Below are 16,525 nucleotides of genomic sequence, written 5' to 3' on the forward strand. Positions count from 1 at the left end.
CCCAGTTTTGGAATGAGCCCGAAATCCTGGCGACTAATCAATGACTCCAGTTAACAAACAGCTTTGAAATTGGTCTCCTTGTCGGTTTTTTGTCCGCGGAAATCATGAATTTGAAAAACTGAAGAGTGCGCCGGACAAATTCGGAATATTGGGTTTTAACTCATTATTCGGCATATCGAATGGGTATTATTGATTGATTAGCTATCTGGTTACCAAAGTGGATAGCAAAATAATTTGTTAGCTTCATCACATACGGAAATCTATTAGTTCAAAATGTCGGACTTGTTAGCATTTCCGCAACCACAACAGGGGCAGGTGGAGCGCTCAATTTTATCATGACGGTGTCTACTCGACTTAATATCCGTATGATCTTATAGAAAACAGGTAATATCCGGAAATATTCCCTTATTTTTTGAGATTGCAAACTTGAGAAATTTTATATAGTTTACGCCCTAAAATAAATTGAGGGCGATATGAAACTGGACTTGCACAACGTAAAAGCCGGATATGGCAAGTTGACAATCTTGCATGATATTTCCGTCAATTTTGTTCCTGGTGAAGTTACAGCTCTTATCGGTCAAAATGGTTGTGGCAAATCAACGCTTCTCAAGGCGATCATGGGGTTTTTGGATCTTCAAGGTGGCAAGATCACTTTGGATGGACGCGATATCAGAAGTTTTCATCGGAAAAAACTTGCGCAACTCGTTTCTTATCTTCCTCAGGAGAGTTTTTGTCCCGATTACCTGACATTGGGACAACTTATCGAGCTCTCCTCTTATGCACGTAATTCTTTATTTTCCGGCCCTTCAGCGAAAGATCGCGAATATTTCCACCAAGTTCTCGAGATTGTCGGGCTTGCTGACAAGGCGCATTTACCAGTTAATTCTCTTTCAGGCGGACAAAAGCAAAGAGCCTGGCTCGCGCTCGTATTGGCGCAAAAAACCGATGTGATATTGCTTGACGAGCCCGTCAATCATCTCGATGTCAAATATCAGTACGCTATTTTGAAGCTCGTTCGCGAATTGAGTTGCGAACTGAAGAAGACTGTCATCGTTGTTTTGCACGATATCAATCTGGCGACCTATTTTGCCGATTATGTTGTGATGGTGAAAGCGGGCAAAATTCATGCTCACGGCCGAACGCAAGACGTTGTAACGGAAGAAAATTTACAGCAAGTCTTCGGAATTCCGGCAGAATTGTATGTCCATAACGGGCATCTCATTTGTCAGCCTTATCCCGACGCGGCCCAGTCTGTTCGGTACATGGAAGAATAAAATGATTTTTTCCAAGTTCTGGACCGGGAGTGTTGTTCTTTTTTTATTTGTTTTCTATCTTGGAATAGCTTGGGGTGGTACATTTTCTTCGCCGTCTGATGTTTTTCAAGTTCTGATATGGCGAGAGCCGAACAATTATGGTCAGGCATCCATCCTTTACCAGCGCCTCCCACGCGCCATTATTGCTGTTTATGCAGGTCTTATTATGGCAAGCTCGGGATTGGTATTTCAAGGGCTTATCCGTAATCCGCTCGCTTCGGCTTCTTCACTCGGAATCAATGCGGGAGCGACGCTTTTTGTCGTGGGGTGCGCGCTCGTTTTCGGTGCAAATCTGGCAGAGCAGGGGTTGGCCGCTTTATGTGGTGGCCTGTTCGGTTTTCTTCTCTGTACAATTATTGCACGTATAGCCGGTGGCAATGAAAAGACCACCGGTCTCATGCTTATTCTATCCGGCTCGCTTGTATCCATGCTGCTCATCGGCCTGAGTAATGCGCTTTTATTGTCTTATGCGGATAGAAGAGGCGAATTCCTGTCATGGATTGCCGGTAATATCAACCATGCATATATTGATCGGCTGTATCAATTCTGGTGGATTGGTATCTTGGCGCTCGCATTGATTTTTATGTTGTCGAAGCCACTAACCCTCATTCTCCTTGGCAGCGAGAAAGCTTCTTCAATGGGGGTAAGAACGGTCGCTGTTTCCCGCTTCGCTCTGGCATGTGCAATTGTCGCCTCATGTTCTGCCGTAGCGGTCTGCGGACCAATCAGTTTTATAGGTCTGATTGTTCCACATATGATAAAACCGCTTGTCGGACAAGATTTTAAAGTAACTTTACCGGCTTCCGCATTAACGGGAGCAACCCTTTGTCTTTTGGCGAGTACTATCTCGCAAAATGCTTTTCAACCCTATGTCGTCAACAGCGGAATTATTCTGGATCTGTTCGGCGGTATCGTTTTCATTTTATTGATCCGAAAATTCTATGTTTCTCCAAAGAACAGGAACGACATATGAAGATATCGCGCACACTTGACGAACGGCTTTCGATCCGCTTTGCAAATGGAAAAGAGCTTGTCATCCGCAATTTCCTGGTCGGGATTTTGCTTTTATTGTCCGCATTTTTTCTTTTTCTCATTTCCTTGAATTTGGGGACAATCGATACCGGCCTTTACGATTTCTTGAAACTTGTCTCGGGCGAAGAGATCAATCACCAATCCTATTTTGCTTTATGGGATGTGCGCCTTCCACGTTTGGCTTTGGCATTTTTGATTGGCTGGAGTGTGGCAGTTTCCGGAGCTATTCTACAACCGATTGCCCGTAATCCTTTGGCTGATCCGGGTTTGTTCGGTATTAGTCACGGTTCCTTGACAACGACAATTGTTTTGCTTGCTTTCATTCCTACAGCCTCCCGTGTTCTCATTACATTTGCTTCTCTTGCCGGAGGCTTGGGCACGGCATTGGTGTTGCTTGCTCTGGTTGGTAACCGGCATTCAGGCGGTCTGGTCATTCTCTTAATGGGGATTGCCGTTGCAACGGTCCTTGCTTCAATCAATTCTTTCCTGATACTTTATCTGCCAACCGAAGCCTCCTACAATGCATCGAGCTGGATGGCCGGTTCTCTTTTTCAGGCCAACTGGTTAAGCGTTTCGGCATTTCTACCGCTTTTTGTGTTCAGCCTCGTCGGAATTTTTCTCTCAGGACATTCTCTCAACCGGTACGACTTGGGAAACGAGCTTGCACAATCGCTCGGTGAACCGGTTATCATTTCCCGTCCCCTATTATTATTATTCGCTGTATTGTTAAGTGCCGCTTCTGTAACAATTGTGGGGCCGCTTGCTTTTTTAGGCATTCTGGCACCGCAACTTGCACAATTCATGAGTGGTGCGAACGGAAGTGCCAGACTTTATCTTTCGGGTCTTGTGGGGGCAAATCTCGTCATCGGGGCCGACATCATTTCGAAAAACGCAACAACCATTGCTATGCCTTTGGGATTAACAACCACCATTATCGGTGTTCCGTTGTTCATTATCGTTTTACGCCTAAAAACCCTTCGTCAGTATTTTCAAAAATAAGGAAATATTTCATGCATATCAAATATTCAACTTTGTTAATCAGCACTGTTCTACTGGCAATTTCCGCAACCGCCGAGGCTCGGGAAGTCGTTGATACTATGGGGCGCACAGTCGATATTCCGGATCATCCCGAGAGGGTCGTTGTAATGAGTGAGCCAGCAATCGCCATTCCGATGATCGAGCTTGGCGTCAATCCGATTGGCAGTTTTGGCCGCGCCGATGACGGCACATATCAGGTTGGTGCCGATTTCATTGATACTCTGTTCGGGCCGAACCAGAAAAAACCTCAAGGAATAGGGAATAACCGTCAAGTTGATCTTGAAAAACTTTATTCAATGAAACCGGATCTTATTATTGGTACGGAGTTCGATGTCGATAAGGTCAAACAGCTTTCCACCGTTGCGCCCGTCTATATGCAGCATTACACAACCGGCCATCTTGATAATTTTGTCATTGAAGAAAACCTTGCAAAACTTTTCGGTAAAGAAACCGCATTCCAAACTCTAAAAGCAAAATATCTTGAAGATGTTCAGGAAACAAAAAAACAGCTTCCGGAAAGTCTCGAAAACAAGACATATTTACCTGTCATCATAATGGATCAGATCAACATTGTGGGAGAGGGGATTGGCGTTTCTCAACCTCTTAATGATTTGGGGATGAAACCTTTTGAAGTTTCGAACGACAAGACCCATTCAGACGGATCTCCAAAAATAGTATTGCCAATCAGTGCAGAAACATTCGGTTCCCTTAATCCGGATATTCTTGTTGTAATCATTAACTGGGGCGCTCCTGACAAAAGCGTTGAAGCGACAAACGAAGCTTTGAATAAACTGGTACCAGGGTGGGCAACTTATATGAAACCGGCGCGTAAGGGACGTGTCATTTATCTTGATGGCTCAAAGGTTTTTACGCCCAGTTTTTTGAGTGCCCGTTACACGCTGGGCGAAGTGAGAAAATGGGCCAAAACAAAATGAGGATATTTTGTTTCACTATATAAAATAATTATTGACTTAATTTATATCATGAGTAATAAACTCATATTTTCTTCGTTTTCCCTAAAAGGTCTCATCTGATGTCAAAAACGCTATCGAAAAACCGGTTTTTCCTATCGTCAGCCCATTATCAGATCATTTGTGGTTTGATTGTATTATCTTCTGCAGTTCCTTCTGCTTTTGCCGAGGAAAAAGAGGATCAGAAACAAACAACGTCAAATAGTACTGTATTGGAAAAAGTGGTCATTAGCGGTGAAAAATCTTTGCGATCGCTTCAACACACCGCAAGTTCGGTAACGGTGCTCAGCGGTGATCGTATCGAAGAACGGCCCGCTGTAACAACGCTGACCGATCTTCTCAAAGGAACGCCGAACGTTCTTTATACAAATGACAGTGATGCACCGATTATCCGCGGTGTTGATACCAAAGGTCCGTTGATCAAAGGTAATGCCTATTTGGCCAACCCAATTCCCCGTGCGACAATCAGCGTAGATGGACGTTATCTGAGTGCGGGCGAATTCGGTATTGGCGCTGCACCGATTTGGGATGTCGAATCTGTTGAAGTATTCCGCGGTCCGCAAACGACAACCCAAGGGGCAAACGCGATCGCCGGTGCGATTGTTATCAAGACAAAAGATCCTACTTTTACGCCAGAGGCAGAAATACAAACTCTCTATGGCACCAGACAACAAAAACGCGGCTCTCTTATGGCTTCGGGGCCTATAACACCAGAACTCGCTGGTCGTATCGCTTTGGATTATAGCGGGCGCGATACGTTTATCAAATATACCAATCCCCAGTTTCTGGATTCGGATATGGATAACGACCCGCGTAATGTCAACGGCCGTGTAAAGCTGCTTTGGCAACCTTCCGAAATACCTGGATTGGAAGGCAAGCTTACCTATTCACACATGGATTCACGGCGGCCTGCTTTCGAAATTGCCTCACACCCTTATGACCAACTTCACGATACACGTGATAGTACAGACAATATCCAGACCAAAACCGATGCCGGTATTTTTGACATGAAATACGATCTGGGAAACACGGTTATTCTGTTTAACGAGTTACAATATTCAAACGGCACTTATGATTATAACTTCGGTCGTTCGTTTAACGGTACCGCTTCAAAAGACTATGATAATGTTTCGAACGAATTTCGCGTCAATTTTGGCGACGAAACAACGACTTTAAGTGGTCTTGGCGGCGTGTTTTATTCAAAAAGCAATTCGGACAACCATATGTTGCACGACTTTGCATCAACCGATTTTACCGTCGATCAGGACAGTGTCGGTGTTTTCAGCGAACTGACATATCGTTTTGCTGAAAAATGGGCGTTGACCGGAGGTTTGCGTTATCAATATGACGGTATCCGGCACGACGGTGTTGCAAGCTATGTTCCGGGTGTTCGCCACATTTATGATGAAAGTTTTGATGCTGTACTTCCGAAAATTTCACTCTCTTACGATATTCGCAACGATATAACTGTTGGTGTTATGGCTTCTCGCGGTTATTTGCCGGGCGGAACCGGGCTTAATTTTTCCGGTAAGCGGTATTATGATTTTGATGCTGAAAAAGCGTGGAACTATGAAATTTTCTCGCGTATCACCGTGCTTGACAGCAAACTCTCTATTACTCCGAATATTTTCTACACCCGCTACACAGATTCCCAACGTTCTGTCACCGATTACATGAACGGCAAACAATTCGGTTCAATCATCGTCAATGCCGATGAAGCAAAAACTTACGGTGCGGAATTGGGAGCCGATTATCAATTGCTTGACAATCTTCTGTTGCGCGGAGGCCTCGGGCTTCTCCATACCGATACAAGTGAATTCGGTGACACACGCGGCAATGTGTTTGATGGTAAGAAATTTGCAAAAGCACCGGGTTACATGTTCAATGTCGGTGCTGATTGGGATATCATCGAAAACCTTCGTTGGAGTGGCGATGTGCGCTACACAGATGACTACTATTCAACAGATGATAATGATCCGGCTTTACGCGTGGGATCCTATGCAATTGCCAATATGCAGCTATCATATAAACCGAATGATCATATGGAAATATTTGGCTATGCAAAAAATCTGTTTGATGAACGTGTTCCGACAGAAAAAAATCGCGATCGTATAGCTGGCATTCAAGCTTATGTTACCGAACCACGTGAATTCGATGTTGGTTTGAAAATGAAATTTTAATGGTCGTTATTACATATTGACTAGTCAAATCACGAGAAAGCCATATAGCGTTCTATATGGCTTTTTTGTTAGCCATTTATTGAATGAGATATATGTTCCCAAACATTATACAGGAAGCATAAACCGTAGCACTATTTCTTTTGGTTCATTGAGTTGGCTAAAATGCTTGAGCGGCTTGCCTAATTAAGTTAGCTAGCCCAGAGTTTCGGGTAACAAGACCATTAAAACAAATGTGATGACGATACATAATGGGTGCATATTGGTTGGGCAGTTTCGCCTCAATAAATTTTCACTCGTTAAAACTGCTTACGTCACATAAGATGCAGAATTTAAAGACAAAAATTGTTAGGCTCGAAAACCTATTAATTGTCCCCTTCAATTGTTTGTGATATATTTTTTCGAATTTCTTTCTTAAAACTCGAACAAAATTGGCTCTAATGACTGAACCGCCCAAAAAACTTTCACGGGGAAGACCGCCTACAATCAACAAAGATAGAATACTGGAAGCCGCTATTGAAATTGGGCTCCCCAAAATTACATTTGTTGGCGTTGCTGAAAAATTAGGTGTGAGCCATATGGCTCTCTATAATCACGTTAACGGATTGGAGGCTTTAAAAACTCTTGCTGCAGAAACCATTTTCTTGAAGTGGAAATTACCTCAGATAACGTCAAACGTTAGTTTGCATGATTATCTTGTAACACTTGCTTCTTCATTGTGGAAACTCGTCGAAACCCACCAAGGTATAACGCCTTATCTGCTGCGGCGCGATATGATTACGCCGGCAATCGAACAGCGCATTTTTATACATCAACAGAAACTCGCTGAAACCTACCATCTTTCGTTCATTCAGTCGCATTGGCTCGCTTTTACCATTTGTTATCATACACTTTCGGTAGCTGATAGCGTTTTGCCGGATAATACAGATGAAGAGGATTTAACCCGTTATCAATCAAGCCTCGGCATTCCGGGTATAGATGATGAATATGCCATTGGCATTCGTGCACTTATATTGGGTAGCCTTTCTATTCTTGATGAAATTTCCGAACGAAAATAAATAAAAATATTTGAGAGCTACCAAAAATCTCAAGTCTATTGATGTGATTTCACCGGTTGATCTTAAAGTTATTGCGAAAGCAGCTCACTGTTCTCTTGTTTCCTTTGGTGAAGGTTTTATGCACGACGCGTCTATGATGTTCGGTGTATTAGGTGGAGAAAACGACAAAGGGAAAGCGGAGTTTGTTACCGAACTCTTTGCTATTTCCGGAACAGGGCAGGTAAATGCCGTTATGTCGCTTGACTAATAGAAGTTGAAGAACCAGTCAGATACGAGAAAGAGGATGACTACCGACTGGATTAACGATATTTCCTTGTCGGAAAACAAAACTCAAAATCGGTAAGCTACTTTTCTTCGGGCTGGCCAGCGTTTTCTTCCAATATTTTATGGATAATGGTACCAGCCAGTTTAGCTTTTTCTATAAATTCACCAAGCAATTTATGCAATTCTGACAAATTCTCTCGGCCGAAAGCCCGACTTATTTCGTTATATATCACTTCGGAACCAACCCCGACTTCCCCGATGAGGTCGGAACCGGTTTTGCTTATCATTACCATTGAACGTCGTCCGTCTTCTGGGCTAGTCCACCTTTTTATCAGTTTCCTGTCTTCAAGATCACGTAAAATGCGTGTGAGCGAAGGACCCAGAATGACAGTAGCGTCAGCCAAGTCGGTGGTAGAAATTTCATCGACTGCCGTTAAGGTTCGCAACACGCGCCACTGCTGTTCTGTTAGATTGAAATTCCTCAAATGCGGCCGGAGATACTCCATAATCGCTTCACGTGCTGAAAGGAGCGCCATAGGAGTCGATCTCTGGAATGATCGAAGTGTCATTTTCGTAATCTCGATGTTGGATTGCACGCATATAAATTGCGAACAATAAAATTGCAAATTGTTAGATCGGTCAGAAGAAGGTCTTGTTCTATAAATAAGGCTTTTACTGACACGCCAATATTTTCGTTATGTCCCTTGATAGCAATATTTCGATTGTTATTACCGATTGCTTGATGAAAAGGTTTTTCGTAAATTCATTTAAAAGCAGTAAAAGTCATCCAATTAACCTCTGCAGAAAAATAACACCCACCGTCCCAATTCTGTTTCAGATCTCGTGGTTATTTTAAGTCATATTTTGCATCTTCATTCGGGAGACTGTCGAATATTTTTGCTCTCCTTCTTGCGAACCTCCATGGTCGACATCAATCCGGCTGCATTACGCAATAGGCTCAAGCCTTTAGAAAATTGCCATTTAGCAGTGCCTTGCTAGCTAATATAACCGACCGAAAACGGACTTTATGTTTTCAAGATTACCCGGTTTTTTAGATATTGAATGTTACAGTTATACTCCGATAAAGATGGGGTGAGGGTGCCGCGATTTCATTGTTATGAATTACATTTAAAATTTTTATTGTAAAAAACAACATTCGAGAATTTGTATTATGGCGCATTGTCATTTGTTTTACTCTTTTCGAAAAAACAGAAATTGTCAATATTCATATCGTTTATTTATATTACGATAATAGATTTTTTTACATATAATGGGTCGATTATTATTAATAACTTCAATAGTCTACAAAATTCCCCCATATCTTATACTCTTACATTCAACATGGGACAAAATGGACTAGATGGAAAGCGCCGAATGAAATCGGCTCCGGGATATAATATACCCTATGAGTTATTTTTAATTTCTGACGCGGGAGAAATCTTTATTGAGCAAGAGCCGATAAAATTCGCTGGGCACACACTGGCGCAATGGATCATTTTTACAGGGCAGGTGCAACCTCAGCCTAGTAAAAAAATCGCCGAGGGAACTTATACGGATGTTGCGGTAGTAACCATTGTATATTAGAAAAAATGTAGGTTCGGTACTCTGATGTTTTTGTCATGCCAACATAATCACGTCGTTATGAAACGTCGTTGTGGCTTTTTCCGATTTATCTGGCAATTGCTATTGACATGTCGGAACCATTATTTGGCTTATCAAACAGCCGTAATAACTACGCGGCTTCTGTCAACGTGCTGTAATCACTATGTGCCAGAAGATTGTTCTCTTGTTTGTCTGTTTATTGCATAAGATATATTATGGAACTTTTTTATAAGATGCGAGAGCCGGGGTAGCTGATTGTTGATCAAATCTGCAATAAAAACCCCGAAAATAATTGAGCTTTTTATTGATTACCATCTCGCCACAAATTTACGCGCTGTGCCCGTCTCAAAGCTCTTTCAGGTTTTGTGTAAGAAATCGGGATGTAAGATACAAGGTAAATGCACGGTAATAAGGCAAATTACACGATAATTTTGTTTCTCATTAATTTTTGAGAAGTTTGGATTATCAGGCATAACCGATTATGTTGAACGCCGATTTCGACGTTCACGAAAACCGGGGCGACAAAGACAGATTGGCACTTTATGTGAATTTTACATGTAACAGAATTTGGACCAACCAAAGATAATTCGATGCGTTATCGGCATCGCTGTTTGAACGCACCGCCAGGGCCAAATGTTGGAGGACGTAACGGTAGATGCTCTACAAATCCGCGATTATGATTAGGACACGGTATTCATTGCCTATAACACATTTCAGATTCTTCAAAAATTTGCAGCAACGCCAATAACAAATCAATGCGGCTTGATCCGTGAATTAATGTCCGAACTCTTGAAGACCGTAATTTCGAACAATTATAAATTTGCAAGCAAAAAATACGATGAAAATCGGCAATGAGACTATCCACCTTCGATGAGGTGGGTATGAGCGATAGACAGATGATTTTTTGATATATAAAGCTGGAAATAGAAGATAGGGGTGCTAATAATTGAGTGTTTGACGAGCTTTTGATACGAACTGACGTTTGCCCCCTTCCCTTTAGACCTTTCGAAAATCATGCGCATCAAGTTTTAATTATGACGTTTGAAGGCAGGAATTTTTAGCATTTAACCTAATTTTACATAACTGTAAGAACCGACCATTTTCGAGGTTTGGTCTTACAAAGATTGCCGATCGGCAGAAAACACTTTGTTTTGAAGTTTGGAATGAACAAAGCGGATTAGCTGAGACTAAACCGAAGCTGTGCTAAAACTTATTATTCTAGGTAGTTCAGGCGCAATTATTTCAGACTTGCTCGTCGCCAGTTGCCCATCAGGACATTCAATTGACTGATCTGAGGAGTAAAAACTCGTCGGCATGAAATTACCTAGGCGGGCCTCTGATCAATTGGGCTTGCAAGGTTTTTCAATAAAAAGACAATCCGTATATCGCTCGCAGCTCGACACGATATATCAGGCTCTATTTTATAGAAAAATCAATCAGTTGAGCAATCTTTGTTAAGAGGATATCTAAATGCACAACGAAAGACGCTTTGGAGAGTGAAATTCTCATCGGCGTCGAGCGAAATCCTATTCAAACAGAACTTTCGACCAAACATTTTAGTTTATTGCACACTAATGCATTTGCTTATTTATGACCGTTTATATCGTCTATCCATTTGAAGTTAAAACAATTGGATTATGGATAAAACCAGCCAGTTATTTCAGGACAAACTTCCACTTTATAAATTATCGCGCGTGAAAAATGTTTAAATGCTTGTAGAACATTAATAGAACATATAGTGTATGTTCTGGTTTTGTTTCTCATTGATTCGTGTTATTGGAGAGTTTTATGTTAACCCGCAAGCAGTATGAATTGCTTCTGTTTATTCATAACCGCCTAAAAGAAACCGGTATTCCCCCTTCATATGACGAGATGAAAGAAGCATTGGATCTAGCATCGAAGTCGGGCATTCATCGGTTGATTACAGCTTTGGAAGAACGTGGTTTCATTCGTCGCCTCCCCAACCGCGCACGTGCTTTGGAAGTTCTGAAACTGCCTGAATCCATGGTTCCTCCTATAAATACTGTGCGTAAATTTTCTCCAAATGTCATAGAAGGCACGAAAAACAAACCCTTTAAAAATGTTATTGCGAAAGAGCTTAATGACGGCGAAAGTGGTCCGGCAGCCAATGTAAATGTTCCGGTTATGGGGCGTATTGCTGCAGGGGTTCCTATCTCGGCCATTCAAAACCAGACCAACATGCTTTCATTGCCTCCGGATATGGTTGGTAGCGGTGAACATTACGCTCTTGAAGTTAAAGGGGATTCCATGATCAATGCCGGAATTTTTGATGGCGATACGGTGATAATCAAACGTGGAAACACCGCAAATCCGGGAGAAATTATTGTTGCCCTCGTTGACGACGAGGAAGCAACGTTGAAACGTTATAGAAGAAAAGGCGCCTCAATTGCTCTTGAAGCAGCCAATCCTGCTTATGAAACACGAATATTCGGTCCTGACCGTATCAAAATTCAAGGGAAACTCGTCGGGTTGATACGACGCTATTGACGGTTTGATAAGGCGACATCGATTATCATAATTCAGCTCATTAACGACGCCATCTGGCACACACTGTTTAATATTGATGATTGTCGGAAGTTTTATATCAAGGATTGTCAAAGCGGTTTAAAATGACCGGTTTTGACAGTGATGTTTCACACAGGGATGACGTTTCATTCAGGAATTATGACAAATTGGTTGCTCAAACAAAAAAGTTTGAAATTTGGCAAAAAAGCTTGAAATTTGGTACCAATTTATGCGTCTTTGTGGCAGTCCGGTGATGTCGTGATGTCCAATAACAAGGACTGATTGTTTTTGACCGTGATGTTTATAGTGTTTTCAGCGTTAGGGGCTTGCCTTTTTGATAAAAGAGATTAGGCCACCACAAAACGTATTTTGGAATTTCGGATACTTGCAGGAAATAATATGTCAGCTCCACGTGTCAGTTTTGTATCTTTGGGGTGCCCTAAAGCACTTGTCGATTCTGAGCGCATCATAACAAAATTACGGTCTGAAGGTTACGAGATCGCGCCCAAGCATGATGGGGCTGATCTGGTGATCGTCAATACATGCGCCTTTATCGATTCTGCACGTAATGAATCGCTCGCCAATATTGGTGACGCTTTGAACAAAAATGGTAAGGTCATAGTGACTGGTTGCCTTGGTGCAGAGCCGGAAGTGGTGACCAAAACTTATCCGAATGTCTTGGCGATAACCGGACCACAAGCTTATGAAAGCGTAATGGAAGCGGTCCATAAGGTCGCTCCACCCGTTCATGATCCTTTTGTTGATCTTGTTCCGCCGCAAGGCGTTCGTTTGACACCGCGTCATTATGCTTATTTAAAAATATCCGAAGGCTGTTCCAATCATTGTAGCTTCTGTATTATTCCCCAATTGCGAGGAAAGCTCGTTTCGCGACCAGCGTCTAATATTTTACGAGAAGCAGAAAGACTGGTTCAAGCTGGTGTAAAGGAATTACTGGTCATTTCTCAAGATACCAGTGCTTACGGGCAGGATCTGAAATATAGCGAAAGTGTCTGGAAAGATCATTCAGTGCGGGCTCGTTTCTATGATCTTGCCAAAGAACTTGGAGAGCTGGGTGTATGGATCCGTATGCACTATGTTTACCCCTACCCCCATGTTGATGATGTCATTGAACTCATGGCCGAGGGCAAGATACTGCCATATCTCGATATTCCTTTCCAGCATGCTTCTCCTACGGTTCTTCGTAATATGAAGCGCCCGGCACATCTTGAAAAAATTAATAAACGCATTGAAAAATGGCGTTCTATCTGTCCGGATATTGCTTTGCGGTCAACATTCATTGTTGGTTTTCCGGGCGAAACGGAAGAAGATTTTCAATTGCTTCTGGACTGGATGAGCGAGGTAAAAATAGATCGTGCAGGCTGCTTCAAATATGAGGCTGTAGAAGGTGCAGCGGCTAACGACCTAGGATTGGAAATTATTCCTGAGGAAATTAAGGAAAGTCGGTGGAAACGTTTTATGGCACATCAAAAAACAATTTCCGCACAGCTACTGAAGAAAAAAATCGGTAAACGGTTACAGGTGCTTGTCGACGAAAGTGATGGACATAAAGGCATCGGGCGTACAAAATATGATGCTCCTGAAGTGGATGGCGTTGTACATTTGACATCTCGTCGTCCAATCCGGACCGGAGAATTGGTAACGGTAAAAATCGAACAGTCTGATGATTATGACCTTTATGGAATGATTGTCTAGAAATTACGCTAGAGTTGTTATTTGACAAGCTCTTTTGTTTTGATGAAGGATAGAGGCAAGCTTTATAATTTTCAGTATAAAAAGTTTTGTGGTGTTTTTGTAATGCGATAAACATGACAACCAGCGATAAAGACGAACCACAGTTTTTTTTGACAGCTCCGGCGCCCTGCCCGTATTTGGCCGAACGTTTGGAGAGAAAAGTATTTACCTATCTTGTTGGCCCGTATTCGATAGAAAAAAATACTGTCTTGACGCAAAGCGGGTTTCGGCGATCGCAAAATATTGCTTATCGGCCCGTTTGTGATGGCTGTAATGCATGCGTGTCTGTTCGTATTGTTGTGAAAGATTTCATCCAAGACAAAACGATGAAACGAATTATCAAGAAGAACCGTGAACTGGTTGGTCAGGTCTGTCCTCCCAAGGCAACGGCCGAGCAATATCTGCTTTTCAAACATTATCTTGAAATACGCCATGACGATGGTGGAATGAGTAAGATGACATTTCAGGACTATCAAATGATGGTCGAAGACACGGAAGTCGAAACATCGCTTATTGAATATAGGCGGAAGCCGTCTAACGGAGAAGATGACAAGGCCGGACTACTAGCCGGTGCATTGACCGATAAAGTAGAAGACGGATTATCAATGGTCTATTCATTTTTTTCACCGGAGGAAAAACGGTCTTCTCTTGGCGTGTTTATGATTCTGGATCACATTGAACGGGCAAAACGACTTGGTCTTCCTTATGTCTATCTTGGCTATTGGGTTAAGGGGGCGAGAAAAATGAACTATAAATCGCATTATCACCCCCAAGAACATTTGACATCTCGCGGCTGGAAGTTAACAAAAGAGTAGGGAAAAGTTAGTCCTGCGAGGAACTCCATATGCTGAACGAGATGATTGAACTGAAGGGGCGTGAACCGAAATTCAAGGGGAATGCACGCCTGGTCTTCATTCATCCCGACAACCCCGATTTGCTGGTGAAGGTTTTGCGGCCGGAATGGATAGCGAAAACAAAGCAAGTACCGGAATGGAAAAAGCGGTTCAAGCCTTTGGGCGCTAATTCTGTCAACATGCATGAATTGTTTGAAATTGTGCGCATCAATCCCCATGCGGAAAGCATTCAGCCTCACATGTTTACAGTCGTCGCACTCCAGCAAACCGATCTTGGTTGGGGATTGGTTGTTAAAGCGGAAAAGGACAAGAACAACGACTACGCTAAACCGGTTGCGGCTTTCGCTGAAGATGTTAGTAAGATCCGCACTGCTTTAGATGAATTCGAGAATTGGGTGAAACAAACCGATGTCGTTTTATATGACCTTAACCCCTGGAATTTGGTTCTGGCTTATCGCAACGGCAAGGAAGAAGTTGTTATAATAGACGGTATATCTGAAAAATCCGCTTTGAAGGTTAGAACCTACTTTCCTTCGGTCAATACAAAGAAAAATCTTAAAGTTTATGCGCGGTTTGAACATTTTATGGAAAGAATAAAAAACGGAAAAAACTGACGGGCTTTACAGTTCTCGGCGCCTTTGGTAGCAAGGGCATATACCGGTCGCAGCCCACCCGGTTTTTTAAAACAAGGGACAAAATGAAAACCTATCTTATCTGTTCAGGCGGACTGGATTCCGTCACACTTGCCTATCGCCTTGCCCATGAACAAAGCCTCAAAGGCGTAATCTCCTTCGACTATGGCCAGCGGCATAAGAAAGAGCTCGTTTTCGCTCAAAAATGTGCTTCACGGCTTGGAGCCGACTATTATCCGATTGATATATCGGCAATTGGAAAAAATCTTTCCGGGTCGTCACTGACGGATGATATCGCCGTTCCTGATGGTTATTACGCCGAAGAAAACATGAAATCGACTGTTGTTCCCAATCGAAATGCGGTCTTCCTCTCGATAGCTTTTGCTATTGCAGCGGCAAAACACGGAGATAGCGTCGCGATAGCCGTACACGGTGGAGATCATTTTATTTACGCCGATTGTCGTGCGGATTTTATTGATGCATTCAATAAAATGGAACAATTATCTCTGGAAGGGCAGTGTCAACTTCTAACGCCTTATGTTGATCAGGATAAGTCGGAAATTGTAAAAGATGGAGTGAAATATAACGTGCCTTTTGCCGATACCTGGTCATGCTATAAAGGAGGCGAACATCATTGTGGCCGTTGCGGAACATGTGTTGAACGACGGGAGGCGTTTGCCTTGGCGGGTGTAGACGATCCTACAATATATGAGGACAATTCATTCTGGATTGAAGCAGTCAATCGCAACAAAGCGAAAAAGCTTCGTTAACATCCCTTACAAATTAATTTTGTCGCAAGGACAATTCAATGGCATCCGATCATTCAATTTACGAGAATCTAAAGCAATTAGGAAAAAAGACACCTTTTCCGGAATCTCCTGAAAAAGCGGTACTGGAGCGTGTTCCCAATCCTCAGGCCGATGTAAAATACTGTGTCCGCTTTACAGCACCTGAATTTACATCACTTTGCCCTATCACAAGCCAACCGGATTTTGCTTATCTGATGATTGATTATGTGCCCCATGAATGGCTGGTCGAGAGCAAGTCGCTAAAACTTTATTTGGGGTCTTTTCGTAATCATGGCGCTTTTCATGAAGATTGTACGGTCACGATAGCACGTCGCCTCGTGGAACTTTTGTCACCCCATTGGTTGCGCATCGGAGGGTATTGGTATCCTCGTGGTGGCATACCGATTGATGTCTTCTGGCAAACAGGAAAAACGCCTGAGGACGTTTGGATTCCCGAGCAGAACGTTTCCAATTATCGTGGTCGTGGTTGATAAATAACTTTAAAAAACGTTCTAGAA

General features: G+C 42.6%; 15 protein-coding genes. 14 read left to right on the top strand and 1 reads right to left on the bottom strand.

Annotated features, from left to right (window positions below; translation table 11 throughout):
• Positions 1-473: 473 nt before the first annotated feature.
• From BBC0178_RS05845 to BBC0178_RS05875, 7 genes are all read left to right on the top strand, one after another.
• On the top strand, positions 474-1,274 hold the full coding sequence (locus BBC0178_RS05845) for an ABC transporter ATP-binding protein (RefSeq protein ID WP_078039513.1): 801 nt from the start codon (positions 474-476) through the stop codon (positions 1,272-1,274).
• Position 1,275: 1 nt separating this feature from the next.
• Complete coding sequence (locus tag BBC0178_RS05850) at positions 1,276-2,286, top strand: FecCD family ABC transporter permease (RefSeq protein WP_078039514.1); 1,011 nt, start codon at positions 1,276-1,278, stop codon at positions 2,284-2,286.
• Positions 2,283-3,344 carry a FecCD family ABC transporter permease gene (locus BBC0178_RS05855; RefSeq protein WP_078039515.1) on the top strand — a complete coding sequence of 354 codons (1,062 nt, stop codon included), beginning with the start codon at positions 2,283-2,285 and terminating at the stop codon, positions 3,342-3,344. Before BBC0178_RS05850 ends, BBC0178_RS05855 begins: the two co-directional genes overlap by 4 nt.
• 11 nt (positions 3,345-3,355) lie before the next feature.
• Complete coding sequence (locus tag BBC0178_RS05860) at positions 3,356-4,318, top strand: ABC transporter substrate-binding protein (protein WP_078039516.1); 963 nt, start codon at positions 3,356-3,358, stop codon at positions 4,316-4,318.
• A 98-nt stretch (positions 4,319-4,416) separates the two neighbouring features.
• Positions 4,417-6,534 carry a TonB-dependent receptor gene (locus BBC0178_RS05865; RefSeq protein WP_078039517.1) on the top strand — a complete coding sequence of 706 codons (2,118 nt, stop codon included), beginning with the start codon at positions 4,417-4,419 and terminating at the stop codon, positions 6,532-6,534.
• Positions 6,535-6,971: 437 nt separating this feature from the next.
• Positions 6,972-7,589, top strand: a complete 618-nt coding sequence (locus tag BBC0178_RS05870; RefSeq protein WP_078039518.1) for a TetR/AcrR family transcriptional regulator — start codon at positions 6,972-6,974, stop codon at positions 7,587-7,589.
• 10 nt (positions 7,590-7,599) lie between these two features.
• Complete coding sequence (locus BBC0178_RS05875; RefSeq protein WP_078039519.1) at positions 7,600-7,836, top strand: hypothetical protein; 237 nt, start codon at positions 7,600-7,602, stop codon at positions 7,834-7,836.
• 97 nt (positions 7,837-7,933) lie between these two features.
• Here BBC0178_RS05875 and hpaR read toward each other — a convergent pair whose 3' ends face one another.
• Positions 7,934-8,422, bottom strand: coding sequence for a homoprotocatechuate degradation operon regulator HpaR (gene hpaR / locus BBC0178_RS05880; RefSeq protein ID WP_078040382.1), 489 nt, complete (start codon positions 8,420-8,422; stop codon positions 7,934-7,936).
• A 646-nt stretch (positions 8,423-9,068) separates the two neighbouring features.
• Here hpaR and BBC0178_RS12200 point away from each other — a divergent pair.
• The 7 genes from BBC0178_RS12200 to queF all read left to right on the top strand — a co-directional run bounded on the left by BBC0178_RS12200 (position 9,069) and on the right by queF (position 16,498).
• Positions 9,069-9,437: a spore coat protein U domain-containing protein gene (locus BBC0178_RS12200; protein WP_225868285.1), complete on the top strand. Its 369-nt coding sequence runs from the start codon at positions 9,069-9,071 to the stop codon at positions 9,435-9,437.
• A gap of 1,806 nt (positions 9,438-11,243) precedes the next feature.
• Positions 11,244-11,963, top strand: coding sequence for a transcriptional repressor LexA (gene lexA / locus BBC0178_RS05890; RefSeq protein ID WP_078039521.1), 720 nt, complete (start codon positions 11,244-11,246; stop codon positions 11,961-11,963).
• Between the two features lie 417 nt (positions 11,964-12,380).
• On the top strand, positions 12,381-13,694 hold the full coding sequence (gene rimO, locus BBC0178_RS05895; protein WP_077971519.1) for a 30S ribosomal protein S12 methylthiotransferase RimO: 1,314 nt from the start codon (positions 12,381-12,383) through the stop codon (positions 13,692-13,694).
• Positions 13,695-13,807: 113 nt separating this feature from the next.
• The gene (locus BBC0178_RS05900) at positions 13,808-14,548 is read left to right on the top strand and encodes an arginyltransferase (RefSeq protein WP_078039522.1); all 741 of its coding nucleotides are present in this window, start codon (positions 13,808-13,810) and stop codon (positions 14,546-14,548) included.
• Positions 14,549-14,577: 29 nt separating this feature from the next.
• Positions 14,578-15,201: a YrbL family protein gene (locus BBC0178_RS05905; protein WP_078039523.1), complete on the top strand. Its 624-nt coding sequence runs from the start codon at positions 14,578-14,580 to the stop codon at positions 15,199-15,201.
• Positions 15,202-15,284: 83 nt separating this feature from the next.
• Positions 15,285-15,989 carry a 7-cyano-7-deazaguanine synthase QueC gene (queC, locus tag BBC0178_RS05910; RefSeq protein WP_078039524.1) on the top strand — a complete coding sequence of 235 codons (705 nt, stop codon included), beginning with the start codon at positions 15,285-15,287 and terminating at the stop codon, positions 15,987-15,989.
• 38 nt (positions 15,990-16,027) lie between these two features.
• A complete protein-coding gene (gene queF, locus BBC0178_RS05915) occupies positions 16,028-16,498 on the top strand; it encodes a preQ(1) synthase (protein ID WP_078039525.1) in 471 nt (156 codons plus the stop codon).
• The last annotated feature ends 27 nt before the right edge of the window (positions 16,499-16,525 follow it).

The organism is Ditibartonella apihabitans (assembly GCF_002007485.1).
Taxonomy (GTDB): domain Bacteria; phylum Pseudomonadota; class Alphaproteobacteria; order Rhizobiales; family Rhizobiaceae; genus Bartonella; species Bartonella apihabitans.